Genomic DNA, 16130 nt, shown 5'->3' with positions numbered 1-16130 from the left:
GCGATCTCATCGGTATGTCCGGATCGTCCGATCCGGTGCGACGAGCGTCCCGCAGTCATTGCAGGTCCGCAACGGGTTTTTCGCCGGAGACGCCGGTCACCGATCCACTCACGCCCCGGTGACGAATGATTCGTGCACGATGTTCGCCCCGTGGCGTGGGCGCCACGACCACGACGCGCAGGACCACGATCGCCGAGGGGGTGAGGATATGACGACGATGGCCACTAGTCTCATGGTCGATGAACTCGACGATGAACGTCTCGCAGCGAGGTGGGGGTCTGTGAGCGCCGGAGGAACGAGCGCAGCCGACCCGAGCGCCGGCGAGCCTCGGCACCGACGCGCTCCGGACGACACCGCCGATCCGTCGTGCCCCGTCCCCGATCCCGACCTCAAGCGTCGACGTGTCGCCGAGGCCGACGAACTGCGGGCGCTGCTCGCGCGTGTCGCCACCGGCGACCGTCGAGCGTTCGCCGATCTGTACGACGCGACCTCGTCTCGGGTGTTCGGCATGGTGCTGCGAGTGCTGCGCGATCCCGGGTTCAGCGAGGAGACCGCGCAGGAGGTGTTCCTGCAGATCTGGAAGACGGCCGATCGATACGACCCCGCGCAGGGGTCTCCGCTCGCCTGGATGATGACCTTGGCTCATCGCCGCGCCGTCGACCGCGTCCGGTCGGAGCAGTCCGGCACGGATCGCGAAGCGCTCTACGGCTCGTCGACTCACAGCCCCGCACACGACGAGGTCCTCGAATCCGTCACCCAGACCCTGGAGTCGGAGTCGGTGGTCCGATGCCTGGACACGCTGACCGAGACGCAGCGCGAATCGGTACGGATGGCGTACTACAGCGGGTTGACCTATCGGGAAGTGGCCGAGCGCCTGGGCGTGGCCGTTCCCACCGTGAAGTCCCGGATCCGGGACGGTCTGATCAAGTTGAAGAATTGTCTGGGGGTGGAGACCGGTGAGTGACGGAGAAGGTCGCCATCGCCGCCACGACGACGCGTCAACACCCGACGACGTGTCGGAGCAGGATGCGATGCAGGACGTGAACGAGATGAACGACAGCGTGGTGGGGGACGCCTACGCCTACGCACTGGACGCGATCGACCCCGCCGAGAGGGCGGACATCGAGCGCAGGCTCGCGCACTCGGACGCGGCGACGCGGTCGTGGTTCGAGAGCATCGTCGAGTCGGTCGACGAGACGATGGCGCTCAGCGCGTCGTCCACGGCCACGGAACCGCCCTCGTCGTTGCGCGCGAGCATTCTCGCCGCGGTGGAGACCACTCCGCAGGGCGAGGCGCAGCCACTGGCCGATCCCGTCGACGACGCTCCGGTGGCCCCGGTGGTGTCGCTCGACGATCGCCGCCGCACGCGCCTGCGCGTGCTCGCTGCTGCCGCAGCGGCCGTCGTGATCGTCGGAGTGGGCGGCGCCGTGGTCACGCAGCAACTGGGAGACGCACCGTCGTCGCCCACATCGCAGGTGCTCGCCGCCGGTGACATCAGGACCAGCACCGTCGAGGTCGAGGGCGGTGGTACCGCCACCGTGCGCTGGTCGCGCTCGCAGGACGCCGCCGTGATCACGCTCGACGGACTCGCCGCGCCCGGCGACGGCAAGGTGTTCGAGATGTGGCTCATCGGAGAGGATCCCGCGCCGCGTCCGGCCGGTCTCGTTCCCGCCGATGCCGCCACGCCCGCTCGCGAGCACGTCCTCACAGGCTTGAACGACGCGACCACGTGGGCGGTGACGGTCGAGCCCGAGAGCGGTTCGGACGCACCCACCACCACGCCGATCGCCGCGGTCACGCTCGACGCCTGAGCGCGGCCGGCGTCTCAGACGACGCCGGAACGGCGCAGTGCGGCGACGATCGACTCGGCCTGCTCGTACGCGCGATCGAGAAGCACCTCCAGCAAGGCCGTCTTCGCATGGGGGTTGCTCTCGGTCAGCGCGTCGAAATCCTTCGGGCCGAGGATCGCGACCGTGGTGTCCTTCACCGCGGTGATGCGGAGCCCGAAGCGTGAGCGCCGCACCAACGGCATCTCACCGAAACTCATGCCGGCGGACAGCGTCGACACGGCGCGGGCCCGGCCGTCGGCGCCGATGAAGTCGACCGCGACGCGGCCGGACAGCACCATCACCAGACCCAGTGACACGTCACCGACCTCGGCGATGACGGTGCCGGCGCTGTAGTGCGCGTCCGTCGTGCGGGAGGTGACCGCATCGCGGTAGGCCTCGTCCAACGCGGTGATGATCGGATGCTGAACGACCGTCACCTCCGTGGGTTGCCGGGCGCCGCCGCACCATCGGTCGAGGACGGTGTCCTCGCCCCAGCGCAGTGCGGAGTCCAGATCGTCGAACACCCGGCCACTGCCGTCGTGTTCGGACAGGGACGACACGGTGTGGGCCATCGCACCTCGGGGATCGACCAGGACGGCGGCGCAGCCCTGTCGGCGGAGCCCGGCGGCGAGGGTGTCCAGCATCGAGCGGGCGACGTCGCTCACCTCGTCGACTCGACGCATGTCCAGGATCACGCCGTCGAGGGCGCTGCCGTCGTCGGCGCCGTGGTCGACGGCCGTGGACACCGCGCGCACGACGCTCTCCGCTGCCGAGAACAGCAGGTCGCCGTGCAGTTCGAAGACGCGCACTCGGCGTCCCCGGGCGGCGAGCGTCTCCTGCTCGGCTGCGGTGCGCCGGCGACGCGAGGGGGAGTCGGCGACGGTGTACTCGGCGCGCACGGCGCTGCGTGCGGCTCGGCCGACGTGGAGGAAGTGCAGTTCGAGGCGTGACGACAGCTCGCGGCACGCCATGACTCCGCGCACGCTGTTGCCGTGTGCGTCGAGTCTGGGTGAGAACACCGAGATGCCGAGCTGACCGGGCAGGACCGCGAGCACCGCACCGGCGACACCGCTCTTGGCGGGGAGTCCTACGCGGTTCACCCAGTCGCCGGCTCCGTCGTACATGCCGCACGTCGTCATGACACTCAGCACCCGCTCGACGAGCACCGGTTCGAGGGCTCGGACGTCGGTGCACGGGTTGAGGCCGTTGTTGGCCAGGGTCGCCGCCATGACGCCGATGTCGCGGCACGTGACGTCCAGCGAACACTGGCGGAAGTAGAGGTCGACCATCGCGTCCGGATCGCCCTCGACGATGCCGAAGGAGCGCAGCATGTGGCCGATGGCGCGGTTGCGGTGGCCGGTGCGCGATTCGGAGGCGTGCACGGCGGCGTTCATGGCGAGTTCACGTCCCGCGTACCGCGAGAACGAGGCCCGAATCCGTTCGAACTGCTCGTCGGGCGTCGCGCCTCGCACCAGCGACGCGGAGGTGATGGCGCCCGCATTGATCATCGGGTTGCGTGGCCGCTCGGTGACGGGGTCGAGGCTGATCTCGTTGAACGGCTCACCGGACGGCTCCACGTCGATCTTGCGGGCCACCGCGGACTCACCCCGATCGGTGAGAGCAAGGGCATAGGTGAACGGTTTGGACACCGACTGGATCGTGAAGGGCACGTCCGTGTCGCCCACCTGGTACACGTGGCCGTCGGCAGTAGTGAGGCAGATACCGAAGCGATCGGGGTTCGCGGCCGCCAGTTCGGGGATGTAGTCCGCGACGCCCCCGGAGGTGTCCGCCACACACAGCGCGTGGACCTCCTCCAGAATCTCCTGCACGACGTCGGTCATCGTCACCACTCTCTCGATTCTGTACCGCGGCTCGGCGCTCGTACGGTAACCCGCCGATCAGGGTCCACGTAGACTTGTCCGAACTGGCCTGTCCGAGTGCCTCACGGCACGACGGACGACAAGGCAATCTTCGGAGGGGAGCGATTTCGTTGGGTGTTCTGGACGGCGTGCACGAGCCCAGCGACCTGCGTGCCCTCGGCCCGGTGGAGCTGGCCGAACTGGCGGACGAGATCCGCCGGTTCCTGGTCGAGAAGGTGTCTGCCACGGGTGGCCACCTCGGACCCAACCTCGGTGTCGTCGAGCTGACTCTGGCCATCCACCGCGTCTTCGACTCGCCTCGTGACCCGGTGATCTTCGACACCGGCCACCAGGCGTACGTGCACAAGATGGTCACCGGTCGAGCGGACCGCTTCGACTCCCTGCGCAAGGAGGGTGGCCTGTCCGGCTACCCGTCTCGCAGCGAGAGCGAGCACGACTGGGTCGAGTCCTCGCACGCGTCGGCATCCCTCTCCTACGCCGACGGCCTCGCCAAGGCCTTCGAACTGACCGGGCGTGGCGATCGTCACGTCGTCGCGGTCGTCGGAGACGGCGCCCTCACCGGTGGCATGTGCTGGGAGGCGCTCAACAACATCGCGGCCGGCAAGGATCGTTCCGTCGTGATCGTCGTGAACGACAACGGCCGCTCCTACTCGCCGACCATCGGCGGTCTCGCCGACCATCTCGCGACGCTGCGCCTGCAGCCCAACTACGAGCGTGCGTTGGACACCGGCCGTCACATGGTGAAGAACCTGCCCGTGGTCGGGTCGGCCGCGTACGCGATGTTGCACGGAATGAAGGCCGGCCTCAAGGACGCCATCAGCCCGCAGGTCATGTTCACCGATCTGGGCATCAAGTACCTCGGCCCGGTCGACGGACACGATCAGGCGGCTCTGGAGTCGGCACTGCGCCGCGCGAAGGCCTTCGGCGGGCCGGTCATCGTCCACGCCGTGACGCGCAAAGGCAATGGTTACTCGTTCGCCGAGAACGACGTCGCCGACCAGATGCACTCCACGGGCGTCATCGATCCGCTCACCGGTCTGGCGACCAGCGTCGCGGCTCCGGACTGGACGTCGGAGTTCTCCCGTCAACTCATCGCCCTGGGAACCGACCGCGAGGACGTCGTGGCCATCACCGCCGCGATGGCCGGACCGACCGGGCTCGCCGCGTTCGGTGAGGTGTTCCCGGACCGATTCTTCGACGTCGGGATCGCCGAGCAACACGCGCTCACGTCCGCCGCCGGTCTCGCACTCGGTGGACTGCACCCCGTGGTGGCGATCTACTCGACGTTCCTCAACCGGGCGTTCGATCAGCTGCTGATGGACGTGGCACTACTGGCGCTGCCGGTCACCCTGGTGCTCGATCGCGCCGGGGTCACCGGTTCGGACGGTGCCAGCCACAACGGCATGTGGGACATGTCGCTGCTCGGCATCGTGCCGAACATGCGCGTGGCGGCGCCCCGCGACGGAGCGACCCTGCGCGAGGAGCTCGCCGAGGCACTCGCGGTGTCCGACGGTCCCACCGCGCTGCGCTTCCCCAAGGGCGCCATCCCCGACGACATCGAGGCGGTGCGGCGTCTGGACGACTCCGTCGACGTGCTGCACGAGCCCGAGGGGGAGTCGGACGTGCTCCTCGTCGCCGTCGGGCCGTTCGCATCGTTGGCACTGGACACGGCGAGAGAGCTCGCCGCGGACGGTGTCTCGGCCACGGTCGTCGATCCCCGGTGGGTACTGCCCGTTCCGGACTCGCTCGTGAAGCTCGCCGCGGACTTCCGTCTGGTGGTCACGCTCGAGGACAGCGGACTGCACGGCGGCATCGGTGCATCCGTGTCGGCCGCCCTGCGCGCCGGCGGCGTCGATGTACCCTGTCGGGATCTCGGTGTGCCGCAGCAGTTCCTGGACCACAGCTCGCGGGACCGTATTCACGCCGACATCGGCCTCACCCCGTCGGACATCGCCGGCCGGGTGCGCGGATGGATCGCACACCGGCCCGGCGACATCTGACGGTCGCTACGCCGCCTTGGTGGCGGCGTCCTTCAACTGCGGGAGAATCCGGTCGAGTACCCACGGGGTGCTCACCGGGTTGACGTTGCTCAGACCGGCGATGACCTGCTCGTCGCTGAGCGCGACCGCGGAACCGGAGGCGACCGCGGGCAACGTTGCCAGAGCCGGAACCGAGGCGAGGTCGTAACCCTCGGGCGTGAAGGCGACGATCACGTCCGCGTCGAAGCTCTGCACGTTCTCGAGGGACACGGTGGAGAAGAAGGTGTCCGCGGAGTCGGCCTCGTCGAGTGCCACGACGCCGGGGGCGTTGACGAAGCCCATCTCGTTGAGAACCTGCACGCGAGGATCGGACGGCATGTACACGTTCGCCTGACCGGTGTCCGTGTCCAGGTTCACCACCGCGACAGTCTTGCCCGCGAACTCCGGATTCGCCTCGGCTTCCGAGGCGAGTCGCTGGCCCATTCCGTCGATGAGAGCCTGTGCCTCCGTCGGCTTCCCGACTGCCTCACCGATCATCGTGGTCTGGTCCTGCCACGTCGTCTGCCAGGCCTCACCGGGGTAGGCGACGACGGGCGAGACAGCGGACAACGTGTCGTAGTACGACTGCGGAAAGCCCTCGTAGGGCGCGAGCACCAGGTCCGGCGCCAGGGTCGCGAGGGCCTCGACGTCGGGCTCACCCGCAGCCGGATCCTCGTACAGGGTGGTGGCGTCCGCGTCGTAGAACTCCTGCGCCCACGGCATCACGCCGTTCTCGTCGGCACCGTAGGTGTACTTCGGCTGGCCGACGGGCGTGATGTCGAGGGCGCCGAGGATGTCCTGTGCGTTCCAGCCCATCGTGACGATGCGCTCCGGTGCGGCGTCGATGGTGGTCGAACCGAAGGCGTGATCGATGGTGACGGGGAACGCGCCACTCGACGCGGCGGCGGGCGCGTCGGAGTCGGCATCGGACGAACATCCGGCGACGAGGGCGAGCGCGGCAGTGGCCGCGACGGCGGGGAGAAGGCGAGAGCGTTTCACATGGTTAGCCTAACCTATGTATGGCCTCCGGCCCCGTGCGCCCTTTGCGTATCCAGAGATACGCGAAGGGCGCACGAGGGCGCAGCCCACTCACACGCTCGCGACACCCTCGTCGAGGAACCGGTGGCCGGTGACGGCCTCGGAGGTGCCCGTGCGATCGAGGTACGGCACGATGCCGCCGTTCCAGAACCCGAAGCCGCCGCCGAGGATCAGGCAGAGGTCGATGTCCTGGGCGGCTGCGACGACGCCCTCCTGCAGCATGATGTCGATCTCCTCCGCGAAGGCGCGACGGGTGCGATCGAGCACCTGCTCGGACGTCGACGGTGAGTCACCCTGCGGCCACAGATCGGCGATCTCGGGGTCGACGGTCTTGGCTCCGTCGGCGCCGTAGGTCCACACCGCGGACTTCTTGTTCGCGACCATCGCCTGCAGGCCGGGAGAGTCGTGGAACCGCTCCGGGTAGTACTCGGCCATGGTCTCGCCGGTGTGCAGTGCGACGGCGGGGCCGACGAGCGAGAGCAGCGTGAGCGGACTCATCGGCATGCCGAGCTCGCTGATGGCGTTGTCCGCGACATCGAAGGGAGTGCCCTCGTCGATCGCGTTCATGACCTCGCCGAGGGCGCGGGTGAGGAGGCGGTTGAAGACGAAGCCGGGCTTGTCGGCGATCAGCACGGCCGACTTCTTCAACGACTTGGCCGTCGCGAATGCCGTTGCGAGAGTAGCGTCGTCGGTCTTGTCACCGCGGACGATCTCCAGCAGCGGAAGCACGGCGACGGGGTTGAAGAAGTGGAATCCGACGACCCGCTCGGGGTGCTTCAGCTCCGCCGCCATGCGGGTGATCGACAGCGACGACGTGTTGGTCGCGAGGATCGTCTCGGGGGAGACGAACTCTTCGAGCTCGGCGAAGACCTTCTTCTTGACGTCGAGATTCTCGAAGACCGCCTCGATGACCCAGTCGGTCCTCGCGAACGCGGCCTTGTCGAGCGATCCGGACACCAGTGCCTTGAGGCGGTTCGCGGCGTCGGGGGACAGCCGCTTCTTACCCTGCAGCTTGTCGATCTCGGCGCGGACGTAACCGACGCCCTTGTCGATGCGCTCCTGATCGATGTCGGTGAGGATCACCGGCACCTTCAGCTGACGCACGAACAGCAGCGCGAGCTGGCTGGCCATGAGACCGGCGCCCACGATGCCGACGCCGGTGACCTTGCGCGCGAGGGACTTGTCGGGCGCTCCGGCGGGTCGCTTGGCACGCTTCTGCACCAGATCGAAGGCGTAGAGCCCGGCCCGCAGCTCGTCGGCCATGAGGAGGTCGGCCAGCGCCTCGTCCTCGGCAGCGAATGCGGTGTCGAGCGACGCGGAGTCGGTGATGTCGGTCGACTTCGCCAGCTCCAGAAGCTGCACGGCGCGCACCGGGCCCGGTGCGTGGTCTCCCGTCTTGCCGGACACGATGGCCTTGGCCTGGGCGATCGCGTCGTCCCATCCCTGGCCGCGATCGATCTCGGGGCGGGTCGGGGTGACGTCCCCGGCGACGACCTTCGCGGCCCACAGCAGGGACTGCTCGAGGAAGTCGGCTCCGCCGAAGACCTCGTCCGCGATCCCGAGCTTCAGCGCGTCCGCGGGCTTGAGCATCCGGTTCTGGTTGAGCGCGTTCTCGATCACCACGGTGACTGCATTGGCCGGCCCGATCAGGTTGGGCAGCAACTGAGTTCCGCCCCACCCGGGAACCAGACCCAGGAAGGTCTCCGGAAGACCCAGTGCCGCAGCGTTGTCCGCGACGGTGCGGTAGTGGCAGTGCAGCGCGATCTCGAGTCCACCGCCCAGAGCGGCGCCGTTCACGAACGCGAACGTCGGAACCGTCGACTCGCGAAGACGTCGGAACACCCTGTGTCCCAACGTGCCGATCTCCAGGGCGACCGCCCGGTCGGAGATGTTCGGCACGCCGTTCAGGTCTGCGCCGACGGCGAAGACGAAGGGCTTGCCGGTCACCGCGACGGCCACCGGATCTGCGGCGTAGGCCGCATCCAGGGCGGCATCGAGCTCGGTGAGTCCGGCAGGTCCGAAGGTGGACGGCTTGGTGTGGTCGAAACCGTTGTCGAGGGTGACGATGGCGACCGGGCCGTCGAGGCCGGGCACGGTGACGATCTTGGTGAACGCGTGGGTCACCACTTCATCGGAGAAGGCAGAAGTCATGGCAATCACTTGCTTCCGTCGTAGGCGGGGTTTTCCCAGATGACGCTGCCGCCCATGCCGAGGCCGATGCACATGGTGGTGAGGCCGTAGCGGACATCGGGACGGGTGGCGAACTGTCGGCTGAGCTGGGTCATCAGTCGGACGCCCGAGGACGCGAGGGGATGACCGCAGGCGATGGCGCCGCCCCACTGATTGATCCGGGCGTCGTCGTCGGCGATGCCGAAGTGCTCGGTGAACGCGAGGACCTGGATCGCGAAGGCCTCGTTGATCTCGAACAGGCCGATGTCCTCGATCGACAGGCCGGTGCGCCCGAGCAGCTTCTCGGTGGCGGGGACGGGACCGATGCCCATCACGGCGGGATCGACGCCGGCGAACGAGAAGCCGACCATGCGCATGCCGACCGTCAGGCCGAGCTCGGCGGCGGTGTCCTCACCGGCGAGGATCGCGGCGGTCGCACCGTCGTTGAGGCCGGCGGCATTTCCGGCGGTGACGCGTCCGGCGGGGCGGAACGGCGTCTTCAGCTTCGCCAGGTCCTCGAGCGTGGTGCCGGGGCGAGGCGGCTCGTCCTCGGTGGCCAGACCCCAGCCCGCTGCGGACTTCGTGGCGACGGGGACCAGTGTCTCGGCGATCAGGCCGGCCTTCTTGGCCGCGTCGTACTTCTCCTGGCTCGCGACGGCGTAGGCGTCGGTGCGGTCCTTGGTGATCGACGGGTACCGGTCGTGCAGGTTCTCGGCGGTGTTGCCCATGACCAGTGCACTCGGGTCGACGAGCTTGTCCGCGAGGAAGCGCGGGTTCGGGTCGACACCCTCGCCCATCGGGTGGCGGCCCATGTGCTCGACGCCACCGGCGATGACGACGTCGTACTGGCCGAAGCCGATGCCCGACGCGGTGGTGGTCACCGCGGTCATCGCGCCCGCGCACATCCGGTCGACGGCGAAACCGGGCACGCTGCGGGGGAGCCCGGCGAGCAGTGCCGACGTGCGGCCGATTGTCAGGCCCTGGTCGCCGGTCTGCGTCGTGGCGGCGATGCCGACCTCGTCGACGCGCTCGGGCGGCAGTTCGGGGTTGCGGCGGAGCAGCTCACGGATCGCTTTGACCACGAGGTCGTCCGCTCGGGTGTCCGCGTACATACCCTTGGGGCCGGCCTTGCCGAACGGCGTACGAACACCGTCGACGAACGCGACGCCGCGACTGGACGCGGATCGAGCGGGAGCGGGTTTAGGAGAAGACATGGTTCCTTCCGGCAGGCGCTGGAACGAGCCGGACGCCCGGCTCGCGCGCCCACTCTAACCCGTGCCTACTCGCCGGTAACTTCGGCCGTCCTCGACTCCTCGGCGGTCCGCAGGCCTGCCGCCACGACGGGACCGGCCACCTCGCGCTGCCAGGGCCGCGACCCGTGCGCCTCGAGGAAACGGTCGACGAGCACGTCCTCGTCCGTCCCGTACTCCGCGACGAGAGCGGGGTGGTCCCAGCAGATCCGACGGACGAGATCGGGAGTCAGCAGGTTCTCGACAGGAATCGCGACATCCGCGGACAGGGCGGCCAGCGCGTCGCGGACGGCGGACAGACGCCCGGCGGCCTCCGGATCGCGCCGCGCCCACCGACTGACCGGCGGAGGCCCCACGAAGGGCTGGGTCACCGGGGGCAGCGCGTCGTCGGGAAGTGCGCGGGCGTGCTCGATCGCGTCCATCCACACCCGCGCCTGGCGGCGTTGACGAGGTCCGCCGAAGACGGGCAACGCGTTCAGCTCGGACACCGTGGCGGGGTTCTTCTGCGCGGCGGCGACGATCGCGGAGTCCGGCAGGACGCGGCTCGGCGCGATGTCGCGGCGCCGCGCGAGATCGTCGCGGGCGGTCCACAGAGCGCGGACGACGGCGAGTGTCCGCGCGTTCTTGATGGTGTGGATACCCGATGTGCGGCGCCAGCGGTCGGGCTTGGGAGGCGCCGGGGGTGCGGTGCGAATGTACTCGAATTCCTGTGTGGCCCAGTCGGTCTTGCCCTGGCTCTCGAGCTCCTCGGCCATGGCGTCGCGCAACTCGACGAGCACCTCGACATCGAGTGCCGCGTAGTTGAGCCAGGTGTCGGGCAACGGTCGGGTGGACCAGTCCGCCGCACCGTGACCCTTCTGCAACGACAGGCCGAGCGTGCGTTCGACGATGGCCGCCAGACCGACACGGTCGAAGCCGGCCAGTCGGCCCGCCAACTCCGTGTCGTACAGCGATGCGGGCGTCATGCCGAGCTCGGCGAGCCCCGGCAGATCCTGATCGGCGGAGTGCAGTACCCACTCCATGTCGTTCACGACGGCGGCGAAGCCCTCGAGCGCCTCGACACCACCATCGCGGACCACCGGTATGGGATCGAGCAGGACGGTGCCCGCATCCCGGCGACGGAACTGCAGCAGATACGCGCGAGCCGAGTATCGGAAACCCGATGCGCGTTCCGCGTCGACCGCCAACGGCCCGGTCCCCGATGCCAACAGCTCCGCGGCCGCTCGCACCGCGTCCGCGGTGTCCGTCAACGGCGGGACCCCCTCGCGCGGCGCGAGAAGTGGAGTCGCCTCCGGCTCGACGGCGGTGTCGCCGGAGGAGGCAGGAGTCGAGTCGGGCGTGTCGGGCATTGTTCGAACTCTAGGCTGTCCGACGATCAGGCGTCGGAGCTGCCCGAGTCGGCGCGTGCACCCAGCGCCGTGATGCCCGCCGGGGGCAGGCCCGCGGCGTAGGCGAGAACTTCGCCGAACGCCTCCACGTGCACCGACAGTTCCTCGCTGAGCGCAGTCCACGAGGCCCGCAGCTCGAGCTGGTGGGCACGCGGTGGGCCGGCGATGTCCCCGTACCGCACCGAACTGGTCGACGTGACCGTGCCGCCCAGAGCCGTCAGCGGCTCGGACCGCGCCTCGAAGGCGTCGACCAGCCAACTCCACGCCACCTCCGGCAGCAGCGGATCCGACGCGAGCGACGCGTCGACGTCGGCCTGGATGTAGGCGACCAGGCGCATGGTGCCGTTCCACGCCTCGTCGCCGTCCGGGTCGTACAACAGGATGAGGCGCCCGAACGCGTCACCCTCGCTCTGCTCGGGCACCGACTCCGTCTCGGAGTGGCGCACCTCGGCCCCCAGTGCGTAACTGAACGGTGCCAGGCGCTGCGGAGGCCGGATCGGCCCGACCTCGATGCTCGGGTGGACCGTCGCCCGGTGCATCGCGTCGATGGCGGCGCGGAAGGGCGCAGGCTGCGAGGCGCTCTCGGACGTGGTCACGTGTGCGGACGTTAGCCGCGTCCGTCGGCCCAGCGGAGGAGGCGCGCCGGGCGGGTGTGGGTCTCTGGCAGCATGGACGCCGATGAACACCACCCCTGACGCCGTCGGCCCGCGTCGAAGCCTGCCCGAAGCTCCCTTCCTCGCGGCCGCGACGGGACGGACGCCGTCGCGTCGGCCCGTGTGGTTCATGCGTCAGGCCGGTCGGTCGCTACCCGAGTACCGCTCGCTACGGGAGGGCACCTCCATGCTCGCCTCCTGCTTCGACCCCGAGATGGTCTGCGAGATCACGATGCAGCCGGTCCGGCGGCACGGGGTCGACGCGGCGATCCTGTTCTCCGACATCGTCGTGCCGCTCAAGGCGGCCGGCGTCGACCTCGAGATCGTGGCCGGTACGGGTCCCGTCGTGGCGAACCCGGTGCGGTCCGTGGCCGACGTGCAGTCCTTGCCGGTCCTGCAGTCGGAGCAGATCGAGCCGGTCGCGAAGGCCATCTCCCTGCTCCTGGCCGAGTTGAAGGACGTGCCCCTCATCGGCTTCGCTGGTGCGCCGTTCACACTGGCGTCCTACCTGGTCGAAGGTGGTCCGAGTCGTAACCACGAGCGCACCAAGGCGCTCATGCACTCGGATCCGCAGACGTGGCACGCGTTGCTCTCGTCGTTGGCCGACATGACCATCGCCTTCCTCACCGCGCAGGCCGATGCCGGCGTCGACGCGGTCCAGCTCTTCGACTCGTGGGCCGGGGCACTGTCCCTCGCCGAGTACCGCGAGTTCGTGTTCCCCCACTCGAGCCGAGTGTTCGAGGCCATGGCGTCGGCCGGCGTGCCGCGCATCCACTTCGGCGTCGGGACGGGCGAGCTGCTCGGTGCGATGGGGGAGGCGGGCGCGGACGTCGTCGGTGTCGACTGGCGGATCCCACTCGACGTCGCCGCGCGTCGGGTCGGTCCGGGCAAGGCTCTGCAGGGCAATCTCGACCCCGCCGTGCTGTTCGCAGGCCCCGACGCGGTGCGCCGCGAGGTCACCCGCATCGTGGGCGAGGCGGACGCCGCACTCACGGCCGGCGCCACCGGGCACATCTTCAACCTGGGCCACGGGGTCCTGCCCGCCACCGATCCCGACGTGGTGACGTCGGTGGTGGAGCTGGTGCACTCGCTGTGACCTCGGTCGCCGTCGTCGGAGCGGGCATCAGCGGTCTGGTGGCCGCGTACCGGCTGCGGCAGTCGCTGGGACCCACCGCGCGGATCGTGGTGGTCGAGAAGGCGCCGCGCATCGGCGGCAAACTCCGGTCGGTGGATCTGGCGGGTGGCCCGGTCGACGTCGGTGCCGAGGCGTTCATCGCGCGTCGTCCCGAGGTCCCCGCTCTGCTCGACGAGCTCGGACTCGCCGATCAGCTCGTGCGTCCGTCGCCCGCCGCCCGCCCGCTCCTGCGCTCGGGCGGTGCCCTGCACGGACTGCCGACCGGGACGTTGATGGGCATCCCGGCCACGTCCGACTCGGTGCGGACCCTGGTCGACGACGCCACCTGCCGCCGCATCGACACCGATCGCGACCGGCCGCTGCGGTGGACGCCCGGCGACGACGCGTCGGTGGGCGACCTGGTGTCCGAGCGCTTCGGCTCCCAGGTGACCGCGCGGAGCGTCGACCCGCTGCTGGGCGGCGTCTACTCCGGGCTGGCCGTCACCACGAGCATCCGCGCTGCGTTGCCGACGCTCGCCGCCGCTCTGGACGCCGGTGCCCCCTCGCTGGTGGACGCCGTCGAGCGAGCGCGCCCGACGTCTGCGCCGGGACCGGTGTTCGGCGGACTGCGCGGTGGCTACGGCGTGCTTCTCGACGCGCTGCTCGCCGCCTCCGGTGCCGAACTCGTCGCCGCGGACGTGCGGCGCGTGACGTCCGACGACCGTGGCGCGTGGCACGTCGACGGCGTCGGGACGGTGGACGGCGTCGTCCTCGCCGCGCCCGCACCGCAGACGGTCTCGATGCTGCTCGACACGGCGCCCGCGCTCGCGCGGGAACTCGGGGGCGTGGAACTCGCCTCGTCGGCGGTGGTGGCCCTCGGATTCGAGGACGGGGGACTTCCGCAGAACTCGGGTGTCCTGGTCGCCACGGGGGAGCTCGACTCCTCCGGTGTTCCGTTGCGCGCCAAGGCATTCACGTTGTCGAGCCGCAAGTGGCCACATCTCGCCGAGCGCGGCGGCCAGCTGGTGCGGGTCTCCTTCGGACGCTTCGGGGACGCAGACATCGTGGACCGGCCCGACGCGGACCTGGTGTCGGCGGCCCGCACGGATCTGCACGAGGTGCTCGGTGTGGACGAGGAACCGACGACGACGTTCGTGCAGCGCTGGTACGGCGGCCTGCCGCAGTACCGCCCCGGTCACACCGACCTCGTGGCCCGTGTCGAGGACGCCGCCTCGGCGGTGCGCCGACTCGAACTCGCGGGCGCGTACCTGCACGGGGTCGGAGTTCCCGCGTGCGTCGCGACGGCGTCCGCGGCGGCGGCTCGGCTGGCGGACGCGCTGGCCTGACGGCCCGATCGGGACGTGCGGGTGGCACGATGGGTGTCATGGCACGTCTCGATTTCGAAGCACTCAATTCCACGTTGCGCTACTCGATGCACTCGGTCTTCACGGCTCGGTCGGGCGCCCTCGGTGAGGACCGGGCGGCGGCGCTCGCCGAGGCACGCGCGTTCTTCGACGGTCTCGACGAGACCGACGTCGTGGTGCGCGGGATCTACGACGTCGCCGGACTGCGCGCCGACGCCGACTTCATGATCTGGTGGCACGCGGAGAAGATCGAGGACCTGCAGGCCGCGTATGCGCGCTTCCGTCGGTCCACGGCTCTCGGCCGCGCGTGCGACGCGTTCTGGAGCAACGCCGCGTTGCACCGCCCCGCAGAGTTCAACAAGTCGCACGTTCCGGCTTTCATCGCCGGCGAGGAGCCGGGCGCCTACATCTGCGTGTACCCGTTCGTCCGCTCGCTCGACTGGTACCTGCTGCCCGACGCGGAGCGTCGCACGATGCTCGCCGACCACGGCAAGGCGGCACGCGGCTACAAGGACGTGCGCGCCAACACCGTCCCGTCGTTCGCGCTGGGCGACTACGAGTGGATCCTCGCGTTCGAGGCTCCCACGCTGGATCGCATCGTCGACCTCATGCGCGATCTGCGTGCGACCGAGGCCAGGCGTCATGTGCGGGAGGAAGTCCCGTTCTTCAGCGGACCCCGGGTGACGGTCGAGGCGCTCGTCGAGTCGCTTCCGTGACCACGCCGGCTGCGGTGCTGTTCGACTTCTCCGGCACCCTCTTCCGTCTCGAGGAGGACGAGAGCTGGTTCACCGATCTGCGCGTCGGCGACGACGAGCAGATCGACGGCCGGTTCCAGGCCGAGTTGATGCGCCGCATGACCCAGCCCGTCGGATCGGTGGTCACCCTGGACGACGACGGTCACCGGGCCTGGGAGGCTCGCGATCTCGACCCCGCGATGCACCGGGCCGCCTACCTGGCAGTGCTGAAGGCGTCGGGTGTGCACCGCGTCGAGCACGCCGAGGCGTTGTACGACAAGGTGATCGACCCGTCCTCGTGGACGCCGTACCCCGACACGGCGCGAGTGCTGCAGGGCCTGGCCGATCGCGGCGTTCCCGTGGCGGTGGTCAGCAACATCGCCTTCGACCTGCGCGCGGCGTTCGACCTGCTCGGCGTGCACGACACCGTCGCGCACTACGCACTGTCGTTCGAGGTGGGCGCCGTCAAGCCCGACGCCGCGATCTTCCGTTCCGCCGTGGACGCTCTGGGCGTCGACCCGGCCTCGTGCCTGATGGTCGGCGACAGCGAGGAGGCCGACGGCGGAGCGCGCGCACTCGGCATGTCCTTCGCGCTGCTCGATCCGCTGCCGACGTCCGAACGACCGTCGGCACTGCTCGACGCCGTGGCGGCGCACGGTCTCGCGCTCGCGTAGGGCGCTGTGACGTCCGCGC

General features: G+C 69.7%; 13 protein-coding genes. 7 read left to right on the top strand and 6 right to left on the bottom strand.

Annotated elements, in window-relative coordinates; genetic code table 11:
- Positions 1-280: 280 nt before the first annotated feature.
- Positions 281-964, top strand: a complete 684-nt coding sequence (locus JOE30_RS15265) for a sigma-70 family RNA polymerase sigma factor (RefSeq protein WP_268788561.1) — start codon at positions 281-283, stop codon at positions 962-964.
- Positions 957-1811, top strand: coding sequence for an anti-sigma factor domain-containing protein (locus JOE30_RS15260; protein WP_204867651.1), 855 nt, complete (start codon positions 957-959; stop codon positions 1809-1811). The genes JOE30_RS15265 and JOE30_RS15260 overlap by 8 nt, the downstream gene beginning before the upstream one ends.
- A gap of 14 nt (positions 1812-1825) precedes the next feature.
- Here JOE30_RS15260 and glsA read toward each other — a convergent pair whose 3' ends face one another.
- The gene (gene glsA, locus JOE30_RS15255; protein WP_204867649.1) at positions 1826-3670 is read right to left on the bottom strand and encodes a glutaminase A; all 1845 of its coding nucleotides are present in this window, start codon (positions 3668-3670) and stop codon (positions 1826-1828) included.
- A 149-nt stretch (positions 3671-3819) separates the two neighbouring features.
- Here glsA and dxs point away from each other — a divergent pair, with 149 nt between their 5' ends.
- Entirely contained in the window at positions 3820-5709 is a 1890-nt protein-coding gene (gene dxs / locus JOE30_RS15250; RefSeq protein ID WP_204867648.1) for a 1-deoxy-D-xylulose-5-phosphate synthase, read from the top strand.
- 6 nt (positions 5710-5715) lie between these two features.
- Here dxs and JOE30_RS15245 read toward each other — a convergent pair whose 3' ends face one another.
- From JOE30_RS15245 to JOE30_RS15225, 5 genes are all read right to left on the bottom strand, one after another.
- The gene (locus JOE30_RS15245) at positions 5716-6726 is read right to left on the bottom strand and encodes an iron-siderophore ABC transporter substrate-binding protein (protein WP_204867646.1); all 1011 of its coding nucleotides are present in this window, start codon (positions 6724-6726) and stop codon (positions 5716-5718) included.
- Positions 6727-6816: 90 nt separating this feature from the next.
- Entirely contained in the window at positions 6817-8916 is a 2100-nt protein-coding gene (locus JOE30_RS15240; RefSeq protein WP_239532390.1) for a 3-hydroxyacyl-CoA dehydrogenase NAD-binding domain-containing protein, read from the bottom strand.
- Between the two features lie 5 nt (positions 8917-8921).
- Complete coding sequence (locus tag JOE30_RS15235) at positions 8922-10148, bottom strand: thiolase family protein (protein WP_204867642.1); 1227 nt, start codon at positions 10146-10148, stop codon at positions 8922-8924.
- Between the two features lie 65 nt (positions 10149-10213).
- Positions 10214-11533, bottom strand: coding sequence for a ribonuclease D (locus JOE30_RS15230; protein ID WP_204867640.1), 1320 nt, complete (start codon positions 11531-11533; stop codon positions 10214-10216).
- A 26-nt stretch (positions 11534-11559) separates the two neighbouring features.
- Positions 11560-12168, bottom strand: a complete 609-nt coding sequence (locus JOE30_RS15225) for a DUF3000 domain-containing protein (protein ID WP_027505202.1) — start codon at positions 12166-12168, stop codon at positions 11560-11562.
- An 82-nt stretch (positions 12169-12250) separates the two neighbouring features.
- On the opposite strand from JOE30_RS15225, the gene hemE reads away from it, so the two are divergent.
- The 4 genes from hemE to JOE30_RS15205 are packed head-to-tail and all read left to right on the top strand — an operon-like array spanning position 12251 to position 16111.
- Complete coding sequence (hemE, locus tag JOE30_RS15220; RefSeq protein ID WP_204867638.1) at positions 12251-13321, top strand: uroporphyrinogen decarboxylase; 1071 nt, start codon at positions 12251-12253, stop codon at positions 13319-13321.
- Positions 13318-14685 (top strand): protoporphyrinogen oxidase, encoded by a 1368-nt coding sequence (locus JOE30_RS15215; protein ID WP_204867636.1) that lies wholly within the window; start codon positions 13318-13320, stop codon positions 14683-14685. Before hemE ends, JOE30_RS15215 begins: the two co-directional genes overlap by 4 nt.
- Positions 14686-14723: 38 nt before the next feature.
- Complete coding sequence (gene hemQ, locus JOE30_RS15210) at positions 14724-15419, top strand: hydrogen peroxide-dependent heme synthase (protein ID WP_204867634.1); 696 nt, start codon at positions 14724-14726, stop codon at positions 15417-15419.
- Complete coding sequence (locus JOE30_RS15205) at positions 15416-16111, top strand: HAD family hydrolase (protein WP_204867632.1); 696 nt, start codon at positions 15416-15418, stop codon at positions 16109-16111. The genes hemQ and JOE30_RS15205 overlap by 4 nt, the downstream gene beginning before the upstream one ends.
- Positions 16112-16130 lie beyond the last annotated feature (19 nt).

The organism is Rhodococcus sp. PvP016 (assembly GCF_017832185.1).
GTDB lineage: Bacteria > Actinomycetota > Actinomycetes > Mycobacteriales > Mycobacteriaceae > Rhodococcoides.
The sequence above is the reverse complement of the archived record's forward strand: the minus strand, read 5'-3'. Positions and strand labels throughout refer to the sequence as shown.